At 67.6% G+C, this 25,828-nt stretch carries 26 protein-coding genes and 3 pseudogenes; 7 read left to right on the forward strand and 22 right to left on the reverse strand.

Annotated features, from left to right (window positions below; translation table 11 throughout):
• Positions 1 to 11 precede the first annotated feature (11 nt).
• The 4 genes and pseudogenes from RSPPHO_RS16240 to RSPPHO_RS16255 form a co-directional block, all read right to left on the reverse strand.
• Positions 12 to 527, reverse strand: a pseudogene (locus tag RSPPHO_RS16240) (arsenic resistance protein); the annotation flags it as partial.
• 72 nt (positions 528 to 599) lie between these two features.
• Entirely contained in the window at positions 600 to 1,115 is a 516-nt protein-coding gene (locus RSPPHO_RS20460) for an arsenate reductase ArsC (RefSeq protein ID WP_041796012.1), read from the reverse strand.
• Complete coding sequence (locus RSPPHO_RS20465) at positions 1,108 to 1,605, reverse strand: ArsR/SmtB family transcription factor (protein ID WP_242390526.1); 498 nt, start codon at positions 1,603 to 1,605, stop codon at positions 1,108 to 1,110. The genes RSPPHO_RS20460 and RSPPHO_RS20465 overlap by 8 nt, the downstream gene beginning before the upstream one ends.
• A 61-nt stretch (positions 1,606 to 1,666) precedes the next feature.
• Positions 1,667 to 2,389, reverse strand: coding sequence for a class I SAM-dependent methyltransferase (locus RSPPHO_RS16255; protein WP_242390527.1), 723 nt, complete (start codon positions 2,387 to 2,389; stop codon positions 1,667 to 1,669).
• 133 nt (positions 2,390 to 2,522) lie between these two features.
• Here RSPPHO_RS16255 and gloB point away from each other — a divergent pair.
• The 4 genes and pseudogenes from gloB (at position 2,523) to RSPPHO_RS16275 (ending at position 5,972) form a co-directional block, all read left to right on the forward strand.
• Positions 2,523 to 3,294, forward strand: a pseudogene (gene gloB / locus RSPPHO_RS16260) (hydroxyacylglutathione hydrolase).
• 1 nt (position 3,295) lies between these two features.
• Entirely contained in the window at positions 3,296 to 3,919 is a 624-nt protein-coding gene (locus tag RSPPHO_RS16265) for a glutathione S-transferase family protein (protein ID WP_041796014.1), read from the forward strand.
• A gap of 348 nt (positions 3,920 to 4,267) precedes the next feature.
• Positions 4,268 to 5,632: a polyhydroxyalkanoate depolymerase gene (locus tag RSPPHO_RS16270; RefSeq protein WP_157879284.1), complete on the forward strand. Its 1,365-nt coding sequence runs from the start codon at positions 4,268 to 4,270 to the stop codon at positions 5,630 to 5,632.
• Complete coding sequence (locus RSPPHO_RS16275) at positions 5,574 to 5,972, forward strand: YcgN family cysteine cluster protein (RefSeq protein WP_041796016.1); 399 nt, start codon at positions 5,574 to 5,576, stop codon at positions 5,970 to 5,972. The genes RSPPHO_RS16270 and RSPPHO_RS16275 overlap by 59 nt, the downstream gene beginning before the upstream one ends.
• A 93-nt stretch (positions 5,973 to 6,065) precedes the next feature.
• Here RSPPHO_RS16275 and RSPPHO_RS16280 read toward each other — a convergent pair whose 3' ends face one another.
• From RSPPHO_RS16280 to RSPPHO_RS16300, 5 genes are all read right to left on the reverse strand, one after another.
• Positions 6,066 to 6,350 carry a FliM/FliN family flagellar motor switch protein gene (locus RSPPHO_RS16280; RefSeq protein ID WP_014416297.1) on the reverse strand — a complete coding sequence of 95 codons (285 nt, stop codon included), beginning with the start codon at positions 6,348 to 6,350 and terminating at the stop codon, positions 6,066 to 6,068.
• Positions 6,351 to 6,406: 56 nt separating this feature from the next.
• Positions 6,407 to 8,038 carry an ABC transporter ATP-binding protein gene (locus RSPPHO_RS16285; protein ID WP_041796018.1) on the reverse strand — a complete coding sequence of 544 codons (1,632 nt, stop codon included), beginning with the start codon at positions 8,036 to 8,038 and terminating at the stop codon, positions 6,407 to 6,409.
• Positions 8,035 to 9,081 (reverse strand): ABC transporter permease, encoded by a 1,047-nt coding sequence (locus RSPPHO_RS16290; RefSeq protein ID WP_041796020.1) that lies wholly within the window; start codon positions 9,079 to 9,081, stop codon positions 8,035 to 8,037. Before RSPPHO_RS16290 ends, RSPPHO_RS16285 begins: the two co-directional genes overlap by 4 nt.
• Before the next feature lies 1 nt (position 9,082).
• Positions 9,083 to 10,189 (reverse strand): microcin C ABC transporter permease YejB, encoded by a 1,107-nt coding sequence (locus tag RSPPHO_RS16295; RefSeq protein WP_041796022.1) that lies wholly within the window; start codon positions 10,187 to 10,189, stop codon positions 9,083 to 9,085.
• A 101-nt stretch (positions 10,190 to 10,290) separates the two neighbouring features.
• Positions 10,291 to 11,529, reverse strand: a complete 1,239-nt coding sequence (locus RSPPHO_RS16300; protein WP_051013959.1) for a penicillin-binding protein activator — start codon at positions 11,527 to 11,529, stop codon at positions 10,291 to 10,293.
• Between the two features lie 111 nt (positions 11,530 to 11,640).
• On the opposite strand from RSPPHO_RS16300, the pseudogene RSPPHO_RS21800 reads away from it, so the two are divergent.
• The 3 genes and pseudogenes from RSPPHO_RS21800 to RSPPHO_RS16310 form a co-directional block, all read left to right on the forward strand.
• Positions 11,641 to 11,979 (forward strand): annotated as a pseudogene (locus RSPPHO_RS21800) (SAM-dependent methyltransferase); the annotation flags it as partial.
• Complete coding sequence (locus tag RSPPHO_RS21375; protein ID WP_014416302.1) at positions 11,921 to 12,442, forward strand: SAM-dependent methyltransferase; 522 nt, start codon at positions 11,921 to 11,923, stop codon at positions 12,440 to 12,442. The pseudogene RSPPHO_RS21800 and the gene RSPPHO_RS21375, both read left to right, overlap by 59 nt.
• Positions 12,439 to 12,813: a YraN family protein gene (locus RSPPHO_RS16310; RefSeq protein WP_014416303.1), complete on the forward strand. Its 375-nt coding sequence runs from the start codon at positions 12,439 to 12,441 to the stop codon at positions 12,811 to 12,813. The genes RSPPHO_RS21375 and RSPPHO_RS16310 overlap by 4 nt, the downstream gene beginning before the upstream one ends.
• A gap of 55 nt (positions 12,814 to 12,868) precedes the next feature.
• On the opposite strand, the gene grxD is transcribed toward RSPPHO_RS16310, so the two are convergent.
• From grxD to RSPPHO_RS16375, 13 genes are all read right to left on the reverse strand, one after another.
• On the reverse strand, positions 12,869 to 13,198 hold the full coding sequence (gene grxD / locus RSPPHO_RS16315; protein ID WP_041796024.1) for a Grx4 family monothiol glutaredoxin: 330 nt from the start codon (positions 13,196 to 13,198) through the stop codon (positions 12,869 to 12,871).
• A gap of 88 nt (positions 13,199 to 13,286) precedes the next feature.
• Positions 13,287 to 13,520, reverse strand: a complete 234-nt coding sequence (locus RSPPHO_RS16320; protein ID WP_014416305.1) for a BolA family protein — start codon at positions 13,518 to 13,520, stop codon at positions 13,287 to 13,289.
• Between the two features lie 76 nt (positions 13,521 to 13,596).
• A complete protein-coding gene (gene purL / locus RSPPHO_RS16325; RefSeq protein WP_041796026.1) occupies positions 13,597 to 15,831 on the reverse strand; it encodes a phosphoribosylformylglycinamidine synthase subunit PurL in 2,235 nt (744 codons plus the stop codon).
• Positions 15,828 to 16,520, reverse strand: coding sequence for a phosphoribosylformylglycinamidine synthase subunit PurQ (purQ, locus tag RSPPHO_RS16330; RefSeq protein WP_041796028.1), 693 nt, complete (start codon positions 16,518 to 16,520; stop codon positions 15,828 to 15,830). The genes purL and purQ overlap by 4 nt, the downstream gene beginning before the upstream one ends.
• 11 nt (positions 16,521 to 16,531) lie before the next feature.
• Entirely contained in the window at positions 16,532 to 16,771 is a 240-nt protein-coding gene (purS, locus tag RSPPHO_RS16335; RefSeq protein ID WP_014416308.1) for a phosphoribosylformylglycinamidine synthase subunit PurS, read from the reverse strand.
• A 226-nt stretch (positions 16,772 to 16,997) separates the two neighbouring features.
• On the reverse strand, positions 16,998 to 17,765 hold the full coding sequence (gene purC / locus RSPPHO_RS16340; RefSeq protein WP_041796030.1) for a phosphoribosylaminoimidazolesuccinocarboxamide synthase: 768 nt from the start codon (positions 17,763 to 17,765) through the stop codon (positions 16,998 to 17,000).
• Positions 17,766 to 17,918: 153 nt separating this feature from the next.
• Positions 17,919 to 18,308, reverse strand: a complete 390-nt coding sequence (locus tag RSPPHO_RS19435; RefSeq protein WP_242390531.1) for a helix-turn-helix domain-containing protein — start codon at positions 18,306 to 18,308, stop codon at positions 17,919 to 17,921.
• A gap of 109 nt (positions 18,309 to 18,417) precedes the next feature.
• The gene (locus tag RSPPHO_RS16350; RefSeq protein WP_014416311.1) at positions 18,418 to 19,608 is read right to left on the reverse strand and encodes a multidrug effflux MFS transporter; all 1,191 of its coding nucleotides are present in this window, start codon (positions 19,606 to 19,608) and stop codon (positions 18,418 to 18,420) included.
• Between the two features lie 4 nt (positions 19,609 to 19,612).
• On the reverse strand, positions 19,613 to 19,906 hold the full coding sequence (locus RSPPHO_RS16355) for a TMEM165/GDT1 family protein (protein WP_014416312.1): 294 nt from the start codon (positions 19,904 to 19,906) through the stop codon (positions 19,613 to 19,615).
• Positions 19,907 to 19,997: 91 nt separating this feature from the next.
• Complete coding sequence (locus RSPPHO_RS16360) at positions 19,998 to 20,648, reverse strand: M48 family metallopeptidase (RefSeq protein ID WP_242390532.1); 651 nt, start codon at positions 20,646 to 20,648, stop codon at positions 19,998 to 20,000.
• A gap of 175 nt (positions 20,649 to 20,823) precedes the next feature.
• On the reverse strand, positions 20,824 to 23,445 hold the full coding sequence (locus RSPPHO_RS16365; RefSeq protein ID WP_069187560.1) for an ABC transporter permease subunit: 2,622 nt from the start codon (positions 23,443 to 23,445) through the stop codon (positions 20,824 to 20,826).
• Between the two features lie 9 nt (positions 23,446 to 23,454).
• The gene (gene lpxK / locus RSPPHO_RS16370) at positions 23,455 to 24,468 is read right to left on the reverse strand and encodes a tetraacyldisaccharide 4'-kinase (RefSeq protein ID WP_041796032.1); all 1,014 of its coding nucleotides are present in this window, start codon (positions 24,466 to 24,468) and stop codon (positions 23,455 to 23,457) included.
• Positions 24,455 to 25,777, reverse strand: a complete 1,323-nt coding sequence (locus tag RSPPHO_RS16375) for a 3-deoxy-D-manno-octulosonic acid transferase (RefSeq protein ID WP_041796034.1) — start codon at positions 25,775 to 25,777, stop codon at positions 24,455 to 24,457. Before RSPPHO_RS16375 ends, lpxK begins: the two co-directional genes overlap by 14 nt.
• Positions 25,778 to 25,828 lie beyond the last annotated feature (51 nt).

A 25,828-nucleotide genomic window follows, 5' to 3' on the forward strand; every position in this document is an offset into this window, starting at 1 on the left:
GGCTGTGTTTCCACCGCCTTCAAGATGTTGAGCAGCCCAACCAAAGGGGCGAAAGCAAACACCATAATCAGATCGTTGAGCGCCACCTGAGATAAGGTGAAATGCGGCTCCCCCCGGCACAGCGAGGACCACACGAACACCATGGCGGTGCAGGGCGCGGCGGCGAGCAAAATCAGCCCGGCAAGATAGCTGTCAATCTGGTCGGCGGGCAGCCAGGGGCGAAACAGGTGGCTGATGAACACCCAGCCCAGAAACGCCATGGAAAAGGGCTTGACCGCCCAGTTGACAAACAGGGTAACACCGATCCCCCGCCAGTGCGCGCGGACACCGTGCAACGCACCAAAATCAATTTTCAGCAGCATGGGAATGATCATCACCCAAACCAACCCCGCCACCGGCAGGTTGACCTGAGCGACCTCCAGCCCGGCCAAGGCCTGGAACGGCGCGGGAAAGAGATGCCCCAGGCCAACCCCGATCCCGATGCACAAAAGAACCCATAGGGTCAGATACCGTTCAAACAGACTCATACTCCAGGCCTCCGTGCAAAATCCGAGGGGTCTGGGGGAGGCCCGCCTCCCCAGCCCTCCTTTAGGGACCGCTCAAGCCGGCGGCTCCCCCTCCCGAACCGCACCAATCGCATCCAAGCGACTTTGCAAAGACAAACGGTCCAACGCAGGAATCGGCAGGGCCAGGAACAAGCTCAGGCGCGCCTGAAGCGTGCGCATGACCTCGCCCAAAAAGGCATTCTTCTCGGCCACCGGACCGACAAACGCCGCCGGATCGGGCAACGACCAGTGGGCGGTTACCGGCTGCCCAGGCCACACCGGGCACACCTCGCCGGCCGCGCTGTCGCAGACGGTGATGACGAAATCCAAGGCGGGGCCGTGCGGGGCCGCAAACTCGTCCCAGGATTTCGAACGCAGGCCCGAGGTCGGGAAACCGGTTTGAGTGAGCAGCGCCAACACCTGGGGATCGATGGCCCCCTTGGGATGACTGCCGGCACTCAAGGCCCGAAACCGGCCGGCGCCCTCACGATTGAGAAGGCTCTCGGCCAGAATGCTTCGCGCCGAGTTCCCAGTGCACAAAAACAAGACCGTATAGATTTTATCAGCCATGGCATTCCCCGTGGGATGGGTTGGCAACGGCTTGAGCCTCCGGGGGCAGGGCGGCCCGCCCCAGCGCACACACGCTGGCCACCGGGGTGGCCGTCACCTGGTCCAGGATCCGGGCATCGGCGCTCACGGTGGGATCGTCGGCCAGGCTGGTGGCCACCAGCGCCAAGAAGGCGCGGGCATAGGGGTTGAAGGCCCGCTCGGCCAGCCGGTAGTAGACCCACTTGCCGTCCCGGCGCTGCTGCACCAGACCGGCCCCCTTGAGGGCGCTCAGATGTTTGGAGACGGTGCCCGGGGCGAGGTCCAGCACCGCGGTGATCTGGCACACGCACAGCTCGCCGCCTTCCAGCAGCTTCAACAGCCGCACCCGGGTCGGGTCAGCCACCGCCTTGGCAACGATTTCGAAGATCTCAAGCATGCACCCAACACTGCCATCATTTTCCCGAATGAGAAAATGATAAACCCATGACACCCCCCAGGCAAGAGACAGCACGCCCTCCCTCCCCAGGAACGGAGGGGCCTGGGGAGGCCCGCCGCCCCAGCCTTGCCTGCTTTTAGGGCACCCCCCGCGACGACCCCCGCAACGGCGAGGCCAGGGAAAGGCGCACCGGACGGGCAGGGGTGGGGCGCAGGACGGGAGCGGCAATTTCCTTCATACTCTCCGTCACCACCACGCCGCCAAACCCACGACACCAGCGCCGACCCAAGCGCTCGGCCGTCGCCGCCGAGCCGAGCAGGGCCCGCCCGGTCACGGGAGGCAGGAACAAGGCCGTGGAGGAATGAATCGGAGTAAACAGGCTGTCATGCAGCAGCTTTTCCAGTTGCCCCTGGGAAAACGGCCGGCCGCTGGCAAAGGGCGAGTGCTCCAGGCGGGCCCATAGGCCGGTGCGGTTGGGAACCACCACAACGAGGCGCCCGTCGTCGGTCAGGACCCGCCAGCATTCCCGCAGGACCTCGCGCAAGGCGCTGGTGTATTCTAGGGCGTGCACCAACAACAGCCGATCCACCGAGCGATCGGGCAGGGGCAACAGGCGCTCGTCCACCACCGAGGCGAGGCAAGGCTGATGGGCAGGCCAGCGTCGCGCACCCATGCCGGCGGGCATCAAGGCGATCACGCGCTCGGCCTCGGCCTGGAACGGACGCAAAAAGGGCGGGGCGTAGCCCAAACCGGCGACGCGGCAGCCCCGGACATCGGGCCACAGGCCACGCAAGGCCTGACCGATCAGCCGCCGGGCCATCCGCCCCTGCCGGCTTGCATAAAAGCTGCCCAGGTCCATCACGTCGGTCCACATGGGCCGAGTATAACAGGTCCGGCGCGTGCTTGCACAAGACCACGTCGCTCCGGCATCATCCCGAGCGAGGAGCCGCCCGATCCGGGGACGGCCCGGCGCTCGCCTGGAGGACCGTGTCTTGGAGACCCTGGACATCGCCATCATTCCCTTGCGCGCCGACAATTATGCCTACTTGCTGCGGTGCCGGGCCACCGGCCAGGGCGCGGTCATCGATCCCGGGGCGGGGGCGCCGGTGCTGGCCCACGCCCGAGCGCTGGGCTGGCCTTTGCATCAGATCCTGCTCACCCACCACCACGCGGATCATACCGATGGCGTGGAGGAAATCCACGACACGACGGAGTGCGCCGTGCTGGGGGCGGCGCTGGATCGGGCCCGCCTGCCACCCCTGACCCACGGCTTGGCCGATGGCGACCGGGTGCACGTCGGCGCGGTCGAGGGGGTGGCTCTGGCGACCCCGGGCCATACCCACGGGCATCTGGCCTTCCACTTCCCCGCCGCGGGGGTGGTGTTTACCGGGGATTGCCTGTTCACCATGGGCTGCGGCCGGGTGTTCGAGGGCACGGCGGCGCAGATGTGGGCCTCCCTGGCCCGGCTGCGCGCCCTGGATCCCGATACTTTGGTGTATTGCGGGCACGACTATGCCGAGGGCAATGTGCGCTTTGCCCTCGCCTTGGAGCCCGCCTCGCCGGCGCTCAACGCCCATGCCGCCGACCTCAAGGCACGCCGCACCCGAGGCCAGCCCTCGGTGCCTTCCCGCCTCGCCGACGAGCGCGCCCTCAATCCTTTTTTTGCGCGCCGATGATCCGGTTTTGCTGCGCGCCCTGGGGTTGGCTGGCGCCGACCCTGTGACCGTGTTTGCCACTGTCCGTCACCGCAAGGATCACTTCTGACATGTCCGAGCCCCGTTTGCGCCTGCGCTACTCCCCGACCTCGCCGTTTGTCCGCAAGGTCATGGTGTTCGCCCACGAAACCGGCCTGATCGACCGGATCGAGCTTCTACCCACCGATGTCTGGCACCCCGAAACCGATGTCCGACGCGACACGCCCTTGGGCAAGGTCCCGGCCCTGATCATGCCCGATGGCTTGGTGGTGGCCGAGAGCACCCTGATTTGCGACACCCTCGACCACCTGCACACCGGACCGCGCCTGTTTCCCGAGGGCGAGGGCCGGGTGGCGGCCCTGCGCTGGCTGGCCCTGGGCGACGGCATCCTGACGGCGTGCGTGACCCGCATCATCGAGGGCCGCTACCGCGCTGCCGACGCCCAGCAAGCGTGGTGGCTGGACCGCCAGATTACCTCCATTCAGGCCACCCTCGACGTCCTGGAAGCCGAGGCCGACACCTTGGCGGCGGCGCCGTTCTCGGTCGGCCCCCTGACCATCGCGGTGGCGCTCTCCTACCTCAGCTTCCGCTATTCCGGGGACGCGTGGCCGGACACCCGCCCCGGCTTGGCCGCGTGGCATGCCGAGGTCCAAACCCGCCCCTCGATGCGCGCCACCGAACCCCCCAGCGCCTAACCCCCTCCTGGAATCGAGGGGTCTGGGGAGGCCACGCCTCCCCAGCCTTCCCTTTTCCCTCCCTCCCCCCCGCCGAGTCGCCGCGCATTTCGTGCGCCGGAAAGGCCCAACGCCCCTTTCCCCCTTTAATTTGCGCACCACAATACCTATTCTCTCCCCCCGGCACGGCTCTCCCGCCCTCTTTCTGACGTCGGCGTGGGTTTCCCCTTGCGTTGGCACCGCCGAAAGATAAGATCTTTTCAAAACAGGGAGGTTTCACGCACTTTTGTGTCGCGAAGCCGGACGACAGAGCTCGCCAACCGGGCCACGCCACACTTCCTCGCCCAAGCCGAGTACCGGGAGACGCGAATGCTTTATGACCTTCACGAAATGCAACATGCGGCCCTGACGCCCTGGCGCTTCATGGCCCACACCATGCACGGGCTGTACACCAACCCATGGCTCCCCGCGTCGTACACCCGGGTCGGGCGGCAGATTGCGGCCGGTGCCGCCTTGTTCGAGCGCATGACGCGGCGCTATGGCAAACCGCGCTTTGGGTTCGATCACATTGAGGTCAACGGGCACCGCACGTGGGTCGAGGAAGTGACGGTGTATGATCTGCCGTTTTGCGATCTCGTGCATTTCAAGCGGGGCCTTGAGGCGCCGGGCCAGCCGCGGGTGCTGGTGGTGGCGCCGATGTCGGGGCATTACGCGACCTTGCTGCGTGGCACGGTGGAGGCGTTGCTGCCCGATCACGACATTTACATCACCGACTGGGTCAACGCCCGTGAGGTGCCGCCGGACGAAGGGCGCTTCGACTTTGATACCTATGTCAACTATGTGCGCACCTTCCTGACGGTCCTGGGCCCCGGCACCCACATTCTGGCGGTGTGTCAGCCCAGTGTGCCGGTGCTGGCCGCCGTTTCACTGATGGCCGAGGACAACGACCCGTGCCGGCCGGCGTCCATGGTGCTGATGGGCGGCCCCATCGACACCCGAGTCAACCCGACCGAGGTCAACCGCTTCGCCGACAGCCACGATATGGAGTGGTTCAGCAAGAACCTCATTCACACCGTGCCGGGCCAGTATCTGGGGCGGGGACGCGAGGTGTATCCGGGCTTTCTCCAGTTGTCGGGCTTCATGGCCATGAACATGGACCGCCATGTCAACGCCCACCTGGATTATTTCAACCACTTGGTCGAAGGCGACGGCGATAGCGCCGATCAGCACCGGACCTTCTACGACGAATATCTGTCGGTCATGGATCTGTCCGCCGACTTTTTCCTGGAAACGGTCGAGCGTATCTTCAAGAACCACGAGTTGGCCGAAGGCAAGCTGGTGGTGGACAACCGCCGCGTCAATCCCGGCGCCATCACCGATGTCTTCCTGATGACCGTTGAAGGCGAACGCGACGACATTACCGGCCCCGGCCAAACCAGCGCCGCCCACGATCTGTGCGCCAACCTGCCGCCGTCCTTGCGTCAGCACCATCTTCAGCCCAAAGTAGGCCACTACGGTATTTTCAATGGGCGCCGCTGGCGCGAGGACATTCTGCCCCATGTGCGCAAATTTATTATCGAAGCGGATTTCGCGGCGGCGGGCCGCGTCCTTCCCCCCGCTGCCGCTGGCTCGCACGGCCACGCCGAGGTTCTGGGAGGTCAAACGCCTCACGGAGATGACGGAAACGGAGTGGGAGAGTTTGTGCGACGGGTGTGGGAAGTGCTGCTTGCATAAACTCCAGGAAGAAGACACGGGCCACATTCACTATACCAATGTGGCCTGTGAACTCCTGGACCTTGCCTCTTGCCAGTGCGCGGACTACGTCAAACGCTGGGACACGGTCCCTGACTGCGTCAAGTTGACCCCCCGGCTCCTGCACCGCCTCGCCTGGATGCCCGAGACCTGCGCCTATCGCCTGCTAGCCCGTGGCGAGCCCCTACCGCCTTGGCATCCCCTGGAAACCGGCGACCCAGAAAGCGTCCACCGCGCCGGCATGAGCGCCCGCGGCCGCGCCGTCAGCGAACTCGACGCTGGCCCCCTGGAAGACCACATCGTCGAGTGGAGCGACCTTTAAAAGAATCGAGGGGTCTGGGGAGGCCGCGCCTCCCCAGTCTTCTTGTTTTTAAAAAGGCTGGGGAGGCGCGGCCTCCCCAGACCCCTCGAGTGCTTAGTCGCGGGGCTTTTGGGCGACCGAGCGGACCAATTCGGTGAAGGTCACGCCGATTTTGTCGCCATCGGTGATGATGACCTCGCCCCGGGCGATGAGAACATCGTTGGCGTAGACCTCGACGGGCTCGTTGATCTTCTGCTCCAGTTCAACGACGGCGCCACGGCCCAGTTTAAGGAGCTGGTGAACCCGCAGCACGGCCTTGCCGAGCACCACAGAGATTTCCACGGGAACGGAGTAGACCGCTTCCTTGGGCAGGCGCTTGTCGTCTTGATCGTCGGCCATTGCTCGATCCCGTCTTGGGAAGGACTCGTCTTCGAGGGCATCATGCCAGCCCCGCGTTAAATTTTCATCCCTTCCCGCACACTCGTCGCAAGATCAGGATCAAGAGCGGCCTGAAGGAGTGCTTGGGTATAGGGGTGGGCAGGCCGGGTGAAGAGGGTTTCGGCGGGGCCGGCCTCGACGACTTGGCCGTTTTTCATCACCATGATCTCGGAGGCCAGGGCTCGCACCACCCGAAGATCATGGCTGATGAAGACATAGGCCAGCTTGTGCCGGTCCTGAAGGGCGCGCAACAGGTCCACGATCTGGGCCTGGACGGTGACATCCAGGGCGCTGGTCGGCTCGTCGAGGATGATCAGCGACGGCGTGAGGGCGAGGGCGCGGGCGATCGAAACGCGCTGGCGCTGGCCGCCGGAAAACTCGTGGGGATAGCGGTCCTGGGCCTCGGGATCGAGTCCCACTTCTTGCAGCGCCTGGGAAACGCGGGCCCGCACCTCGGCCGGCGTGCGGGCAAGGCCGTGGACCATCAGCCCCTCACCGACGATCTCGCCAATCGACAAGCGGGGCGACAGCGCCCCAAACGGATCTTGAAACACGATTTGCATGTGCCGGCGCACGGGGCGCAAGGCGCGGGCCGACAGCGTTTCCAGCGACCGCCCCAGAAACACGAGCCGCCCCTGGGCCGCGACCAGACGCAGTACGGCCAGCCCCAAGGTGGTCTTGCCGCTGCCGCTTTCGCCGACCACGCCCACGGTCTGGCCGGCCCGGACCTGGAACGACACGCCATCGACGGCACGCACCCAGGCCCGGGGGCGCCCGAACAGGCCGCCCTTGACCGGGAAGTGGACTTTGAGATCGTGGGCCTCCAGCACCACCGGGGCCGAGGCGTCGGGCGGCGGCGGCAGGCCCTTGGGGCGACTGGCCAACAGGGTTCGGGTGTAGGGGGCCTGGGGCCGGGCAAAGACCTCGGCGGTGGTGCCGGTTTCGACGATTGCCCCGTCCTTCATCACCGCCACCCGGTCGGCGAGCCGGCGGACCAGCCCCAGGTCGTGGGTAATGAACAACAGCCCCATGGTGAAGCGCCGGCGCAGGTCGTCGAGCAAGGCCAGGATCTGCGCTTGGATGGTGACATCAAGGGCGGTGGTTGGTTCGTCGGCAATGAGCAAGGCGGGATCGTTGGCCAAGGCCATGGCGATCATCACCCGCTGGCGCTGCCCCCCCGACAACTCGTGGGGCAGGGCAGAGAGGCGGGTCTCCAGGGCCTCCAGACCGACAAGGTGGAGCAACTCGGCGACGCGCGTGCGCAGCGCCGCCCCGCTCAGGCCCTTATGGAGGGTCAGGACCTCGCCAATCTGCCGCCCGATGCCGTGCAGCGGGTTCAGCGAGGTCATGGGCTCTTGAAAAATCATGGCGGCCCGGTCGCCGCGAATCTGCTGCAAGCGCGGTTCGGAGGCCGTGAGAAGGTTTTCGCCCTCCAGCCAGACGGCGCCTTGGGTCCGGGCCTGGGGCGGCAGGAGGCCCAGCAGCGACAAGGCGCTCACCGACTTGCCCGAGCCGCTTTCGCCGACCAGGGCCAGGGTTTCGCCGCGCGCGACGCTGAAGGAGACGTCGCGCACCGCCGCCACCGAGGACACGCCGGTCTCGAAGGACACCGACAGGTTTTCGACGCGCAGGAGGGGGGCGTCGCTCATCGCCGGCCTCCCTGGCGCGGGTTGAAGGCATCGCGCACCGCCTCGCCGATAAACACCAGCAAGGTCAGCAGGCTGGCCAGCACGATAAAACCGGTGAGGCCCAGCCAAGGCGCTTGCAAGTTCTCCTTGCCGGCGCGCAGCAGTTCGCCCAAAGAAGGAGCGCCGGGCGGCATGCCGAGACCGAGAAAATCAAGGGCGGTCAGGGCGGTCACCGAACCGGAGAGCAAGAAGGGAGCAAAGGTCAAGGTGGCGACCATGGCGTTGGGCAAAACGTGGCGCAGCACGATGCGGGTGTTGGAGAGGCCGAGCGCCCGGGCGGCGCGGACGTAATCGAAATTGCGCGTGCGCAAGACCTCGGCACGCACCAGCCCGACCAGCGAGGTCCAGGAAAACAGCAACAGCACCAGCAACAAGGTCCAAAAGCCGGGCTGGATCAGGCTGGCGACGATGATCAGCACGAACAGTTGCGGTAGCCCGCCCCAGATCTCGAGAAAGCGCTGGCCCAGGAGGTCGATCAGGCCGCCGAAATAGCCCTGCACGGCGCCGGCCACCACCCCAACGGCCGACGAGGTGATGGTCAGCATCAGGCCGAACAGAACCGACAAGCGAAAGCCATAGAGCAGGCGGGCAAAGACATCGCGGCCCTGGTCGTCGGTCCCCAGCGGGTTTTCCCAACTGGGCGGGGAGGGGAAGGGAGTGCTGGTATCGCGGTTGACGGTCTGGGCGCTGTAGCGCACCAAGGGCCAGACGATCCAACCCTTGGCCTCGATGGCCTCGCGGACAAAGGAATCGCGGTAATCGGCGGGGGTGGGGAACAGGCCGCCGAAGGTCGTCTCGGGATAATCGCGCACCACCGGCAGATAAAAGGCGCCGTCGTAGCGCACCAGCAACGGCCGATCGTTGGCAATCAACTCGGCGCCCAGGCTGAGGCCGAACAGGGCCAGGAACATCCACAAGGACACCACACCCCGCCGGTTGGCGCGAAAAACGGCCAGCCGGCGCTGGGCCAGGGGCGAGAGGGGCGGCAAACGAAGACGGCGCACGTCAGGTCTCCCGGCTCGCGAAATCAATCCGCGGATCGACAAGGTGGTAGGTCAGGTCGCTGATGAGGGCCAGGACCAGGCCGATCAGGCTGAAGAGATAGAGGGTGCCGAACATCACCGGATAGTCGCGGCGCATGGTGCTCTCAAAGCCAAGCAGCCCCAGGCCATCGAGACTGAAGATGACTTCAATCAGGACCGAACCGGTGAACAGCATCGACACCAAGGCGGCGGGAAAGCCGGCGATGACCAGGAGCATGGCATTGCGAAACACGTGGCGGCGCAGGATCTTGCCTTCACTCAAGCCCTTGGCCCGGGCTGTCACCACGTACTGTTTGTGGATTTCGTCGAGAAAACTGTTCTTGGTCAGCAAGGTGAGACTGGCGAAGCCGCCGATGACCATGGCGGTGACCGGCAACACCATGTGCCAGAGGTAATCAATCACCCGCTCGGGCCAGGACAAGGTGTGCCAATCGCTGGAGACCAGCCCTTGCAAGGGGAACCAATTCAGGTACTGCCCCCCGGCGAAAACGACCACCAGCAGCACGGCAAACAAAAAGGCCGGAACGGCATAGCCGATGATAATGGCCCAACTGGACAGAATGTCGAACCGCGAGCCATCGCGCACCGCCTTGAAGATCCCCAAAGGAATGGAGACCACATAAATGATCAGGGTGCTCCACAACCCAAGCGACAAGGAAACCGGGAGCTTCTCCAACACCAGATCCAAAACGGGCCGTCCGCGAAAGAAGGACTCGCCGAGATCAAAGGTCGCATAATCGGCCACCATGCGCACAAAACGCTCGGGCGCCGGCCGATCGAAGTGGAACTGTTCTTCCAAACGCTTGATATAGGCCGGATCAAGCCCCCGAGCCCCGCGATAGAGGCTCTCGCCGCCCCGGGTCGGATCGGAGCGCACGGGGCCAATCGCCTCGCCCTGCGCCTCGCCGGAAAAGCGCCCGGTGGCCGACCCGGCCGTTCCGCGCATCTCGGCCATCACCTGCTCGATGGGGCCGCCCGGGGCGAACTGCACGATCACGAAGTTGACCAGGATGATCCCGAACAAGGTCACCGGGATCAACAAAAGCCGGCGCAGCAAATAAGCGCTCATGACAGACCCGCGTGTCGGGAAAAGAAACATCGGAGGACCTCGGCCCCCCGGACCCCAGGGGGCCGGGGAGGCAAGCCCCCCAGCCTTCCTCGTGGGGCGCGCTAGAACACCGCGTTCGAGAACGAGGTGGGCGCCGGCTCTACCTGGGTCGAGCCGGTGCGCGACACCTCGCGAATGGCCAAGCCCCGCTCCACCGTGCCATCGGCGCGGAAGCGAAACAGGCCGCCCACCCCCATGAAGCCCTGCGGATTGCGCACGGCGTCCAAGGTGAAGGCCCGCGAGCCCCCACGCGCCAACACGGCGGCCAGCGCCGTGGCGTCATAGCCCAGGCCGGTCATCTCGATATCGGACGGCGCGGCTCCATAGGCAGCGCGATAGCGGGCGCGGAAGTTTTCCAAGGCCGCTTCATCGGGGGCGGGGTAGCGCGCCCCCACCAGCATGGGATCTTGCCCCAGGGTCTTATCCTCGCTCCACCGCATGGGGCCCAGGATCAGGACTTGACCCGGGGCGTAGCCCGCTTCGGGCAGACGGGCGGTCACGGCGTGCAGCCCCGGCCCCTTGTCGGCCAGCAGCAAGGTATCGAAGGTGCCGCCTTGGCGCAGACGGGTGACGGCGGCGGCGGCGTCGCTGCCGCTCGGGTCATAGGTTTCGAGCGCCGTCACCCGCAGCCCCAAGGCCCCGGCGGCCTGACGCACGGCGTCGGCGGTCCCGCGCCCCAAGGGCGTGGCCGGGAGCAGGGCGGCAACGGTGGTGCGCCCCTGGCGCCGGGCGTGGCTCAACACGCGGCGCACCTGCTCGCCCACCAGAAAGCCGATGAGGTGGACCGAGCCGCCGGCCACGCTCTGGTCGGTGGRAAAGGCCACCACGGGGACGTTGGCCTGGGCGGCCAGCGGCGCCACGGCCCGCACCGACTCGGCGAACAGCGGCCCCACGATCATGCCGGCGCCTTGGGCCAGGGCCTGCCGGGCCGCCTGGGCGGCACCGGTCGGCGAGCCCTGGGTATCGTAGGGCTGCACCACAAAGCTGGCCGGTCCCACCTCAATGGCGGCGATCTGGGCGGCGTTGAGCAGGGCCTGGCCCACTTCCGCCGCCGAGCCGGTCAACGGGGCAAGGAAGGCCACCCGCGCCGTATCGGTCTTGCGCTGGCCCATCAGCCCGGGGGCCTCCAAGGGTTCGGCCTTGACCCGTCCTGTCGGTTGGGCTTGCGGTGGCGGCGGTTCGGGGCTTGACGCGACCGGGGGTGGGGCTTCACGATTTGCAGAGCAGGCGGCAAGGCTCAGAACCACCGCTGCGATTAACGCCAGCCTGCTTCGCGGGCGGGTTTCTACTAACCTTTGCACCGGTATCCTCCCTTGGTGACCGACCGAGACCTGGACGGACAGCCTACCGATCCCCCCGCGCAAAGTCCATTGGCGCCCGGGCTTTACGTGGTGGGAACGCCGATTGGCAACATGGGCGACATCACGGCGCGAGCCCGTGACATCCTGGCGCGCGCCGACGTCGTGGCGTGCGAGGACACCCGGGTGACCGGGGGCTTGTTGCACCGGCTCGGCATTGCCACCCGCCTCACGCCCTATCACGAGCACAACGCCGAGGCGGCGCGGCCGCTGCTGCTGGGGCGGCTCCAGGCCGGCGAGGCGGTGGCCCTGGTCTCCGACGCCGGCATGCCGCTGGTCTCGGATCCGGGGTACAAACTGGTGCGGGCCTGCCACGAAGCGGGGATCCGGGTCAGTGCCGCGCCCGGTCCCTCGGCGGTGCTCACCGCCCTGGCCCTGGCCGGTTTGCCGACCGATCGGTTTTTCTTTGCCGGCTTTCCGCCGTCGAAACCGGGCAAACTGGCGAGCTTTTTGCGCCGAGTTGGCCCCCCTTCCGGCCACTTTGGTGTTGTTCGAGGGGGTGTCGCGCCTCGATCGCACCTTGGCCGCCCTGGCCGAGGCCCTGGGCCCGCGCGACGCCGCCGTGTGCCGCGAACTGACCAAGCTCCATGAGGAAATCCGCAAGGGCTCCCTCGACGACTTGGCCCGCCATTACGCCGAGGCCGGGCCGCCCAAGGGCGAGGTGGTGCTGGTCATTGGGCCGCCGCCCCCCCCGGTTGCCCCGGCCGATGATGACCTGGACGAGCGCCTTCAGGCTCTTCTCGACGCCGGCGAAAGCGTCAACGGCGCGGCGCGGCGGCTGGCGCAGGAGACCGGGCTTGGCCGGCGCGTGTTGTATCAACGGGCCCTGGCCCTCGGCGGTGACAGCACGTCGTGACGCTCCAGCGCCGCCGCCACGCGCGAGCCCGGGGCCGCTGGGCCGAAACCTGGGCGTGCCTTTGGCTGCGTCTCAAGGGCTGGCGCATTGTGGCGCGCGGCTGGCACCGGGGGCGGGGGACGGGCGTGGGCGAGGTGGATATCATCGCTCGGCGCGGGGCTGTGCTGGCGTTCGTGGAGGTAAAGGCCCGGGCCCGCCTGGACGAGGCTCTAGAGGCGGTCAGCGCGCGGCAGCGTCGGCGCTTGGAGCGCGCGGCTTTGGTGTATTTGGGTCGGTTCCCGGGGCCGCCGGAGCAGCAGGTGCGCTTTGATGTGGTGGCGGTGGGGCACTGGGGGCGGATCCACCATGTGGAGGAGGCGTGGTGGCCGTAGGAGGAAAGGCTGGGGAGGCGGCGGCCTCCCCAGACCCCTCGGTTTTGCAGGGGTTCTAGGCGGCGCGGGTGGGGATGCCCTTGTCCTTGAACAGAGTCTCCAGTTCGCCCTCGGCGGCCATTTCGCGCACGATGTCGCAGCCGCCGACAAATTCGCCCTTCACGTAAAGCTGGGGGAAGGTCGGCCAGTTGGCGTAGTCCTTAACGCCTTGGCGGATCTCTTCGTCTTGCAGCACATCAATGCCCTTATAGGCCACGCCGAAGTGCTTGAGCACCTCGACCACGGCCGAGGAAAACCCGCAGCGCGGGGCCTCCGGGGTGCCCTTCATGAACAGCACCACGGGGGTGCCCTCGACCTCGTTCTTGATGCGGTCCTGGACGCTCATTCCTTGGCCTTTCTTCGTCGTCATGGGGCGAGGCAGTTTGCAGGCCCCCCCCTTCGTTGGAGGCATATGGGGGGGCGTGCCCCAGGCGTCAATCGCGCGGCTTGGTTTGCAGGGCGAGGGCGTGGAGATCACCGCCCACCGTCCCCTTCAGGGCCTCGTACACCATCTGGTGTTGCTGAACGCGGGTCTTGCCCTTGAAGGCCTGGGAGATCACCAGGGCCCCCAGATGGTCCCCGTCGCCGCGCAGGTCTTCCACCGTTACCTCGGCGTCGGGAAAAGCGTCCTGAAGCATGGTTTTGATGGTCGCCGGATCCATGGCCATGGTGCGTCTCCGTTGTCGTTGAGGGGAAAGGAGGGGTCTGGGGAGGCCTCGCCTCCCCAGCCTTCCTTAAAAGGCCCTAGACCGCGCTCTCCCCCGCCATAAAAGTGGGAAGCCAAGACTCGTGGGCGTCGCGCAGTGCCGCCACGGTGGGGCCACCCTCGCCGTTGAACACCAAGGCATCGCCGCCCGTGGTGCCCAAAACCCGAGCCGGCAAGCCAGCCGCCCGCGCCCGTGCCGCCACCAAGGCGGCCTTGCGCGGCGTAGCGGTGACCAGATAGCGGTTCTGGTCCTCCCCAAACAGCACAGCAGGCGCCAGCGATGACAGGGTCAGGCAAGCGCCAACGCCCCCGGCCAAGGCCATCTCGGCCACGGCAACAGCCAAGCCGCCATCGGACAGGTCGTGGCAGGCGGTGATCTCGCCGGCCAGGATCAAGGAGCGCACCAGATCGCCGACCCGGCGCTCCATGACCAGATCAACGGGCGGCGGCGGGCCTTCCTCGCGGCCCAGCACGTCGCGCAGGAACAAGGAGCGGTCGAGCCACGTGCCTTCGGCCTCGTCGGGGGCGCCCAGCAAGAACACGGTCTCGCCCGCCGCCTGGAAGGCCAAGGACAGGGCCTTGTCGCTGGCCACCAGCCCAACGCCGCCAATCGCCGGGGTCGGCGGAATGGCTTGACCGTTGGTCTCGTTGTAGAGGCTGACGTTGCCCGAGACGACCGGGAAGTCGAGGGCGAGGCACGCCTCGCGGATGCCCTGGCAGGCGCCGACGAACTGGCCCATGACCGGCGGCTTTTCCGGGTTGCCGAAGTTCATGTTGTCGGTGATGGCGAGCGGCGTGGCGCCAACGGCGGTCAGGTTGCGCCATGCCTCGGCCACTGCCTGACGCCCCCCCATCACCGGATCGGCCAGGACATAGCGCGGGGTGACGTCGGTGGTGAGCGCCAGCGAGCGGACGGGCGCATCCTCCAGGCGGACCACGGCGGCATCGCCGCCCGGCCGCTGCAAGGTATTGCCGCGCACCCAATGGTCGTACTGCTCCCAGATCCAGCGCCGGCTACAGCCATCGGGGCCGCCGACCAGGGTGAGCAGGGCCTCGCCCCAGGCCACGGCGTCGGCCCCTGTGAGGTCGGCGGGCGCGGCGGGCGGGGTCGGCTCCCAGGGGCGGTCGTATTCGGGGCTGGCCGCCGCCAGCGGATCAATGGGCAAATCACCCACGACCTCGCCGTGCCAGCGCAGCACCATGCGGCCGGTGTCGGTCAGGGTGCCGATGATGGCGAAGTCCAGCTCCCACTTCTCGAAGAGAGCCCGGGCCAGTTCCTCACGCCCCGGCTTGAGCACCATGAGCATGCGCTCCTGGCTCTCCGAGAGCATGAGTTCATAGGGGGTCATGCCGGTTTCGCGCATGGGGACCTTGTCGAGGTCGAGCGCGACGCCAAGCCCGCCCTTCGAGGCCATCTCGAACGACGAGGAGGTCAGACCGGCCGCCCCCATGTCCTGAATGGCGACGATGGCGTCGGTCGCCATCAGCTCCAAGCAGGCCTCGATCAGCAGCTTTTCGGTGAACGGGTCGCCGACCTGGACGGTGGGGCGCTTTTCCTCGGAGTCGGCATTGAACTCGGCCGAGGCCATGGTGGCGCCGTGGATGCCGTCGCGCCCGGTGCGCGAGCCCACATACACCACCGGATTACCGACGCCGGCGGCGGCCGAATAGAACAAGCGGTCGGCCCGGGCCACGCCCACAGTCATGGCGTTGACCAGGATGTTACCGTTGTAGCCGGCGTGGAAGTTGACCTCGCCGCCCACGGTCGGCACGCCGACGCAGTTGCCATAGCCGCCGATGCCGGCCACCACGCCCGACACCAGATGGCGGGTGCGCGGATCCTCGGGGGCGCCGAAGCGCAGGGCATTGAGGTTGGCGATCGGCCGCGCGCCCATGGTGAACACGTCGCGCAAGATGCCGCCGACCCCGGTCGCCGCGCCCTGGTAGGGCTCGATGAAGCTCGGGTGGTTGTGGCTTTCCATCTTGAAGACAGCGGCCAGACCGTCGCCGATGTCGATGACGCCAGCGTTCTCGCCCGGCCCCTGGATAACCCAAGGCGCCGTGGTCGGCAGGGTCTTGAGCCACTTTTTCGAGGACTTGTACGAGCAGTGCTCGGACCACATCACCGAAAAAATGCCCAGCTCCACCCGATTGGGGGCGCGGCCCAGGAGGTCGAGGATCACGCGGTATTCGTCGGGGGTCAGGCCGTGCTCGGCCACCGCCTGGGCCGTGAGGCCATCGGCGTAGGGAAGATCGTCAGAGGGGGCGCTCACGACAGGGCCTCCAGCAAGGACTCGAACAGGGCGCGACCGTCGGTGCCGCCCAGGGCGGGCTCGACCAGATTCTCGGGGTGCGGCATCATGCCCAGCACGCGCCGGTTCTCCGAGAGGATGCCCGCGATGTTGCGGCACGAGCCATTGGGGTTGGTCGCTCCGCTGACCTCGCCCGCGGCGTCGCAGTAGCGGAAGGCCACCCGGCCCTCGCCCTCCAGACGGTCCAAGGTCTCCTCGTCGGCGCTATAGTTGCCGTCGTGGTGGGCGACCGGGATCTCCAGCACCTGCCCCTCGGCATAGCGCCGGGTGAACAGGCTGTCGGTGGTGCCGACCTTGAGGCCCACGGTGCGGCAGATGAAGCGCAGATCACGGTTGCGCATCAAGGCCCCGGGCAGCAGGCCCGCCTCGGTCAGGATCTGGAAGCCGTTGCACACCCCCAAAACCGGCCCGCCGGCGGCGGCGAATCCGCGCACGGCCTCCAAGATGGGGCTGCGCGCCGCCATGGCGCCCGAGCGCAGATAGTCGCCATAAGAGAAGCCGCCGGGAACCACGACCAGATCGAGGCCCGGGGGCAAGGTGGTCTCGCGGTGCCAGACCAGGGTCGGTTCAGGCGCGCCCACCGTGGTGAAGGCTCGGGCCATGTCCCGCTCCCGGTTGGTGCCGGGAAAAAGAAGGATCGCGACGTGCATGGCGGACCCCGTCAGGACAGATCGATGGCGTAGGTCTCGATGACCGGATTCGCCAGAAGGGTCCGGCACATGGCTTCGACGGCCTCGCGAGCGCGGGCGCGGTCGGTTTCCTCGAGATCGATCTCGATCACCTTGCCCTGGCGGACCTCGCCGATGCCAGTGAAACCGAGCTGTGCCAGCGCGGCCCCGATGGCGCGTCCCTGAGGGTCGAGCACACCGGACTTGAGGGTGATATGGACCTTGGCTTTCACGAGTCGGATCCCTGCCTGCCCGCTGGAGGATGCATCGGGTCCGTTGCGCCCCGGCGGGACCGCGAGGCGAACGTCCCGCAGGCCAGCCGGCCCATCGCCGGCGCCTGGACGACAACCGGCACGGCCCCCAAGGGACCGCGCCGGTTCATTGTACCACAGCGGAGCCAGCCTTGCGCTGCCCCGCTCCGACCTGCTTACTGCCCGGCCGACTTACTGCCCGGCCGACTTACTGCATCGTGCGCGGGCCGGGGATGTCGCGCGGCCCGCCCTCTGGCAGGATGCCGAGCCGACGGGCGACTTCCTGATAGGCCTCGGCCACCCCGCCCAGGTCGCGGCGGAAGCGGTCCTTGTCAAGCTTTTCGCCCGAGGTCATGTCCCACAAGCGGCAATTGTCGGGCGAGATCTCGTCGGCGAGGATGATCTGGACATCCTCGTCCTCATGATAGAAGCGCCCGAACTCCAGCTTGAAATCGACGAGACGAAGCTGCACGCCCAGGAACAGACCAGAGAGATAGTCGTTGATGCGCAAGGACAAGGACAAAATTTCGTCCAGTTCCTGCACGCTGGCCCAGCCAAACGCGGTGATGTGCTCCTCGGAGACCATAGGGTCGTTCAGCTCGTCGTTCTTGTAGTAGTATTCAACGATCGAGCGGGGGAGCTGGGTTCCCTCGGGAATCCCGAATTTCGTCGAGAGCGAGCCGGCGGCGACATTCCGGATCACAACCTCAATGGGAATGATCTCGACCTCGCGCACCAACTGTTCGCGCATGTTCAAGCGACGGACGAAGTGGGTGGGGACCCCGATTTCATTGAGGCGCGTCATCAGATATTCACTGATGCGATTGTTGAGAACGCCCTTGCCGGTGATGGTGCCGTGCTTTTTATTGTTAAAAGCCGTGGCATCATCCTTGAAGTACTGGACCAACGTACCTGGCTCGGGGCCTTCGAACAGAATCTTAGCCTTGCCTTCGTAGATCTGCTTGCGTCGAGCCATGGGCGGAACCCGAATGGGGCGGGGCGGATCACCCGGACCCGGCCGCCGGAAGAGAGAAGAGTCGCGAACGGCCGGATGCCGCCATGCTCGCGTCCCGGACCGAGAGCCCCTTATATCAGGAGTCGGGGGGCGGGTGTCCATTGAATGTTGGCCTCACACCCCCGGCGAGGGCGGTAAAGGCTGGGGATCCACCGCAAGGGCCGGCAGAACGACGACGGCGGGGGCGCAAGCGGGTTTGTCGGCCTTGCCACCCTTCGCGGGCTTGGCCTCCTTGCGGACCTTATCGGCCTTATCAGCCTTTTTGGCCCGGGGCGTGGCGCCGTCCAGGGCGCCGGCGTAATCATTGATCCCATTGAGCAGGGCCCAGCAGGCCAACCGCACGGTGCGGGGAATGGCCACGGGATCGCCGTCGCGCTCCCCCTTCTCGTAATACTGGACCACCCGGCGCTTGAGACCCAGCGCCTCGGCGGCTTCCTTTTGCGACAGGCCCAGATGTTTGCGCCAGTGCTTGAAGGCGGACGGACTCATGGAGGTATCGGGCATGGACTCTCTCTCATCCAGAAAAACGATGATCCTCATCATAGCCCTCCCCGGGAGATCTCGCAATCGCGAAGGCGCACTTGGTGCGTTTTTTCCCCCAGACCGCCGCGCCTCACCCGCGCGGGCGCAAGCTCCGCCAAACGACCAACCCCAGCAGAGCGCTCACGGCAAACGCGCTCATCAAGGGGCGGGGCGTTCCGTCGTGCAGCAGGCCGACCAGCGCCCCCGCCGAGGCCCCCACCGCCATTTGGAGGAAGCCCATGAGCGAACTGGCGGTTCCGGCGATGCGTGGATAGGGCCCCAAGGCGCCGGCCTGCCCGTTGGGCATGATCAAGGCACAGGCCAGGAACTGGCCGCAGGCCACCGGCAGCACGCTGCCCAAGGTGCTGATCCCAGCCCAGGCCAGCGCTGCCCCGATCCCGGCACTGACGACCCCAAGACCCAGACCAATGTCAATCAGGCGGCCGGTCCCCAGGCGATGGGTCAGGCGGGCCCCGGCCTGGGCAGCCACCAGATAGGTCAACGCCACCGCCAAGAAGGTATAGCCAAAGTTCTCGGGCGCCACCCCGAGCACGTCAATCATCACAAAGCTGGCACCGGACAAATAGCTGAACAGGCCGGCAAAGGCGAAGGCCACGACCAGGGCATGGGCAAGAAAGCCTCGGTCGCCGAGGAGGGTGCGGGTGTTGGCGAGTAAAACCAGGGGGTCGGTGGCACTGGGCGAGCGATGCTCGTTGGTTTCGCGCAGCATCAGGGCCGAGACCAAGGCCAGCACGGCGCCAGCCCCGGCCATGACCCAGAAGTTGGCCTGCCAGCCCTGGCTGACGTGCAGATAACTGCCCACGATGGGGGCCAGCGCCGGGGCCAGGGCCATGGCCGAGGCCATGTGCGACAGCATGCGCGCCGCGCCCTCGCGTCCCCACACGTCACGCACGATGGCCCGCCCGATCACGCCGCCTCCGCACGCCCCCAAGGCCTGCACAAAACGCGCGCCGATCAAGGTGCCGATATCGGGAGCCAGCACGCAAGCCACCGACGCCACGCTATAAAACACCAAACTGACGATCAGCACCGGACGCCGGCCAAACCGATCCGACAGCGGTCCATAGACCAACATGCCCAGCGCCATGCCCACGGCAAAGGCGCTCAAGGTCAGTTGCACCGTCGCCACGTCGGTTCCAAACACCCGCACCATGTCGGCGAGCGAGGCCAGATACATATCGGTGGACAAGGGGGCCAGCGCGACGAGGCCGATCAGAAGACCGACCACCGGCCACGTCCGGGGATCCAAAAACGGCCGCACGCCCTCAGGCCGCCGTGCCGGCGAAGTGCTGATACACCGTCCAAGCGCCGATCACGATGAAGCCCACCCCGGCGATCAGTTGCAAGGGCAGGGCCGCCGCATAGCGCGACGCCAGCACCCCAACAAACACGGCGAGCGCGGTCGAGAGCACCAACGCCGCCGATGCCGCGAAAAACACCCAAAGCGGTCGCACCTCGCCGCCCGAGGCAAACAGCACGGTGGCCAACTGGGTTTTGTCACCCAGCTCGGCAAAGAACACGGTCAGGAAAACGGGGAGGACGGCGGCAAGCGCTTGCATGGCATATTCCTCGGAAGGAGAAGGAAGGCTGGGGAGGCGGGGCCTCCCCAGACCCCGCCGTTTTGGGGGGACTGCCGGAGGCCGAGGAGACTTACCCGTAGCGGTGCAGGGTCAGGCCTTCGGCTTTGAGCCATGTGCGCGCCGCGTCGCACGGGCCCACCAAGCGGGTCACCAGGGACCAGAACTCGGCAGAATGGTTGAATTCGACGAGATGGGCCACCTCATGCGCCGCGACATAATCGATGACCGCGGGGGGAGCCAGGATCAAGCGCCAGGAAAACGAAAGGCGGCCACAGACGGCACAACTGCCCCAGCGGGTGCGGGTATCGCGAATGCTCACCCCGTTGGTTTTGACCCCCAGCGCCCGGGCGTGGGCGTCGGTGCGTTCCGCCAGGGTTTCGCGGGCCTGGGCGCGCAGCCAGTCGGCCACCCGACGCGCCACATGCTCGGCGGCGCCCGACACCCCAATCTCCCCCGCCTCGACCCAAACGCCGCGCCGGGCCTCGGGCTGGTGGCGGATCACATGCGCCGTGCCGTGCAGCGGAATGATTTCCCCCGGGGCAAACGGCACCCGGCGCGGCAGGGCCCGCAATTGATGCGCCGCCCAGTCCTGCTTGCCGCGCACAAACTCGTGCAACACCGCCGCCGAGACATGGGGCGGCGCCACCACGATCAAGCCATCGCCGGTTGAATCAATGCGCAACGACAGACGCCGCGAGCGGGGACTGGTGCGAAAGGTCAAGGGGACAGCTCGCCCCTCAATGGTGACATGAGGTCTCATACAGACGGGACACGAATCAGCAGGAGGAGAGGGTGGTCGGGGGTATACTCCCGCCCCCGCCTCCTGGCAACGTCGGGCTGAGACCGCTGGGAACGAGGGGTCTGGGGAGGCCAGCCTCCCCAGCCTTCCCTTTTTGTCAGGCCCCTAGATAGCAGGCCCGCACCGCCGGGTTTTCCCGCACCGCCTCGGGCGACCCTTCTGCCAAGGCGCGGCCCCGATCCAGCACCACCACCCGGTCGGCAAACCCGAACACCACCGCCATGTCGTGCTCGGTGAACAGCACGGCAAAGCCTTCCTCGTGGGCCAACGCCCCCACCAAGTCCATTAAGGCGGCTCGTTCGCCCAGGGCCATGCCCGCTACCGGCTCATCCATCAAGAGCAGCCGAGGCCGCCCGGCCAAAGCCAGCCCCAAATCAACACGGCGCACCTCGCCCTGAGCCAGCCCACCGCCCGGATGGGAGGCGAGGGCGCCAAGGCCCAAGCGCTCCAACAAGAAGGCAGCCCGCGCGTCGGCCTCGCGCCGGGGCAAACTGAGGCGTGCGGCCGTGCGCAAGGCCTCGGCCACCGTCAGGGTCAGGAAGGGCCGGGGGCTCTGGAAGGTCCGGCCCAGGCCGACCCGAGCCAGACGCGACGCCGGCACCCCGGTAATGTCGCGCCCCAGCAGCGTCACCCGGCCCTGGTCGGGGCGCTCCTGACCGGCGATCAGAGCGAACAAGGTCGATTTGCCCGCCCCGTTGGGACCAATCACCGCCAGCCGCTCCCCGGCCCTGACCGTCAGCGACACCCCATCCACCGCCGCCACGCCGCCAAACGAGCGGGCCAAATCACTGACCACCAGCACGGGCTCCCCCTGGGACGAGGCCGCCGGGCGTGGGGGAGAGACGGGGAGGGGAGAGGGGGTGGGGGTGGGGGTGGGAGAAGGGGCCGACGCCGCCCTCGGACGCCTGAGGATCGAGGCAAGCCCGCCCGGAAAGGCGAGAACCAGCACGACCAACACGCCGCCCACCGCCAAGCGCCAGAAGTCGGTGCCTGCCGCCAATCCGGTTTTCAGCGCGCTATAGGCGGCAGCACCGAGCAAGGGACCGGACAGGGCATGGATTCCGCCCAGCAAAACCATCACCAAGGCATCCACACTGACCGGAACGGCGGTCAGGGTGGGGAAAACGCTGCCCTTGTGGAAGGCCAGCAGCCCCCCGGCCAATCCGGCCGCCGCGCCGGCCACCACAAAGGCCAGTGCCTGAACCCGCGAGAGCCCCAAACCGCAGGCGGCGGCACGGGCCGGAGCATCGCGGGCACTCTGCAAGCGCCGCCCCCCCTCGCCCAAGATGAAGGCCCGCAGGCCGATCAACGCCGGCACCACCAAGGCCAGCACCAACCACAAGAAAGGCCCGGGCGCCGCAATCCAGGCCGGTGGCCAGACCCCGACCAAACCGTTGTCGCCCCCGGTCAGCGCGCCGGCCTGAAGGGTCACGCCATGGATGATCTCGGCGAAGGCCAGGGTCAGCATGGCCAGATACACGCCGCCCAGGCGGGTGACGAACCAGCCAACGCCCAGGCCGCCCAGGGCGCCCGCCCCAATCCCGGCCGCCAACGCCAGCCCCAGCCCGGCCCCACCCTTGACCACCGCCAACGCCGCCCCATAGGCCCCCACGACCCAACGAAGGCGGCGTGACCAAAGCTGATCAGGCCGCCCGGCCCCACTCAGCAGATGCAAGGCGCTGGCGCTCAAGGCCAGGATCACGGTCTCGCTGACCACGCTCAGGCCGTAAGAGCCGAGCCACAGCGGGCTCAGGGCCAGAACGGCGATCAGCGCGCCCCAGCCCAGGCGCTGCGTCGGCGTGGCCGGACGCAACACCGCCCCCGGGCCGGCCGGCGGCAAGGTGTCGGCCCGCAGGCGCCGCCCCAAAATCCCCTGGGGTCTGAGCGCCAGCACCAGCATCATGACCAGCCCCATGGTCACCAAGGTTCCCTGCGGGACCAAGGCGGTGCCAAAAGCACTGGCAAGGCCCAGCAGCAGCGCCGCCAGATAGGCCCCGGGCAGGCTGCCCATGCCGCCCACCACCACCACGACAAAGGCACTGACGATCATCTGAGTATCGAGATCGTGGTGGATGGTCTCACGCGGCAGCAGCAAGGCGCCGCCCAAGCCGGCCAAAAAGGCCCCCAGGGTGAACGCCCCGGTGAAGATCCAGCGCTGGTCGGTGCCCAGCGCCGCCACCATCACCCGATCCTCGGTGGCGGCGCGAGCCAGCAGGCCCCAACGGGTGCGAGTGAACACCAACCACACCAGCCCCAGCACCACAGGACCCAGGGCGATCAGGAACAGGTCATATTGGGGAATGCGCAGGCCGCCGATCCGCACCGCCCCGGCCAGCCCCGGCGCGCGCGGCCCCAGCAGGTCCTCAGGGCCCCACAAAAGCGGCACCAGGTCATCGGCGATCAAGACCACGGCAAAGGTCGCCAAGAGCTGGAAAAGCTCGGGCGCCTGATAGATCCGCCGCAGCAAGGCCAGTTCCAAGACCAGCCCGATCCCGGCGACCGCCACGGGCGCCAGCAGCAGCGCCGGCCAAAAGCCAAGCCCCAGCGGCACAGCCAGGGTCCAGGCGATATAGGCGCCCAGCAAAAACAAGGTCCCGTGGGCGAAGTTCACCACCCGGGTGACGCCGAAGATGATGGAAAGCCCAGCGGCGACGAGAAACAAGGAGGACGCGCTGGCCAGCCCGCCCAGGGTTTGCCCGATCAGGGCTTCGGGAGACATCACAACGCCTCAAGACTCGGGAAAAAGGAGGGGCGGCGGCGACGGCGCGAGGATCCGGCCCAAAACCGGGGCCAGCACGGCGCGAAACGCCGCCGGATCCTCGAACGCCACCCGCACCCCCACCACGTCCACCTGGGGGCGCTGGTCGGGAGGCAGGCGCATGGCATCCTTGGCGGTGGTGACGGGAACGGCCTGCAAGGTCCAGGCCTCGTCAAGGATGGGCTGAATGTCGGTTTCGGCGTAGGGGTAGTGGTCGGCGAAGGGATGCTCGGCCACCACCTCGGCGCCCAAAGCCCGCAAGGTGGCAAAAAACTTGGCCGGCCGACCGATCCCGGCAAACGCCACCACCCGCTGGCCGGCGAGGCGGGCCGCCGAGGGGCCGGGTTCCAGGTGGGCGCCCAGCACGGGAAGCCCGGGCGGCATCCAGGGGTCCAGCCCCACGCTGTCGGGCCCCAGACGGATCACCGCATCGGCGCGGGCGAGGCCGGCGCGAATGGGCTCGCGCAAGGGACCGGCCGGGATCAGGCGCCGGTTGCCAAAGCCAAAGCCGCCGTCCACCACCACCAGGGACAAGGCCTTGACCAGACTGGGGTTTTGGTGGCCATCGTCCATCACCAGGACCTGGGCCCCCTCGGCCACGGCGGCCCGTGCGCCCTGTACCCGGTCGCGGGCCACCCAGCACGGCGCCAGATCACTGAGCAACAAGGGTTCGTCGCCCACCTCGTCGGCGCCGTGGCGGATGGGATCGACCCGCACCGGCCCGCGCAGGCTGCCCCCATGGCCGCGCGACAGGAAATGGCCCTCCAGCCCCAAAGCCCGCACCAGGGTCATGACCGCCTGAGCCACCGGGGTCTTGCCGGCGCCGCCAGCGGTCAGATTGCCCACACAGATGACGGGCACGCCAACGTCCACGGGGCGGCCCCGGCGCAAGCGGCGTCGGGTGGCCGCGCCATACAGAAAGCCGAACGGCTCCAGGAAGCGGGCGGGGAAGGCGTCGGTCGCCCAAAAGTCAGGGGTGCGCACCGGGGACCTCGTCCAGACAGGGGAGGGGCGGGGCGAGAGGATCCAAGAAGGGGGCAAGGGCGGCCAACACCCGGTCCAGCACGGCCCGCTCGCCCTCGGCCCAACGGCGCGCGGCGCTGGCCTGGGCTCGGGCCTGCTCGGGGTGGGTCAAGAAGATGTCCAGCGCGAGCGTCAACTCATCGGCATCGGCCACCGCCCGCGCCGCGCCGTGCGCGATCATCGTCTGGGCGATTTCGGCGAAATTGGTCATCCCCGGCCCCCACAGCACCGCCCGTTCGAGCATCGCCGGCTCCAGGGGGTTTTGCCCCCCCAGGCGCGAGCCGGACTCGGGAAATGTTTTGCCCATCACGACCAGCGGAGCAAGCCGCAAGTACAGTCCCATTTCGCCCATGGTGTCGCCCAGCCAGATCTCGGTATCGGCGGCGGGCCAGCCCTGGGAGCGGCGGCCGACCCGCAGGCCCTGGGCGCTCAAGGCCTCGGCCAGGGCCGGGGCGCGCTCGGCGTGGCGTGGCACAACCAGAGTCAGGAGATCCGGGTGGCGTGCTTTCAACGCCCGGTGTACGCGGGCCGCCACCTCTTCCTCGCCCGGGTGGGTCGAGGCAAACAGCCAAGTGGGCCGCGCCCCTAAGGCAGCCTGAGCCTCGGCCAGCGCCGGGAGGTCAACCTCAGGGGCGGGGGCGGCCTGCTTGAGGTTGCCAAGCTGGGCGGTCCGGGGCGCTCCCAGGTCGGCCAGCCGCTGGGCATCGGCCTCGGTCTGGCCCAGGGCCAGGGCAAAGCCCCCCAGCATGCGCGTCACCAAGGGCCGCGCCAGGGCCCAGGCCCGATGGGAGCGCGCCGACAGCCGGCCATTGAGCAAAACCCGAGGCACGCCCAAACGATCGGCTTCGGCCAGCAGGTTGGGCCACAGGTCGGATTCGCTCCACAAGATCAGGTCGGGCCGCCAGTGCTCAAGAAAGCGCCGGGCCGCCGCCGGGGTATCAACCGGGACGAACTGATGCACGGCTCCCTCCGGCAGGCGCTCGGCCAGAACCCGCGCCGAGGACACGGTGCCGGTGGTCAGCAGGAGATGCAAGGCGGGCCGCTCGGTACGCAGCCGGGCCATGAGGGGCAACAAAGCGGCGGCCTCGCCCAGGCTGGCCCCATGCAGCCAAACCAGGGGGCCCTCGGGACGGGGCAACCCGGCGATACCCTGGCGCTCGCCCAGGCGCACGGGATCTTCCTTGCCTCGCGCTAGTCTGCGGCGCAAAAAAGCATCAATGCCCGGTGCGCTGGCAGCGGTCAGGAGGCGGTACAAGGCTAAGGTGGGCATGAAAGCTCCAGGGCAAACCGGGAAGGAACCGGGCAAGGAGGGACCAAGACC

The sequence above is a fragment of the Pararhodospirillum photometricum DSM 122 genome, from assembly GCF_000284415.1.
Lineage (GTDB): Bacteria > Pseudomonadota > Alphaproteobacteria > Rhodospirillales > Rhodospirillaceae > Pararhodospirillum > Pararhodospirillum photometricum.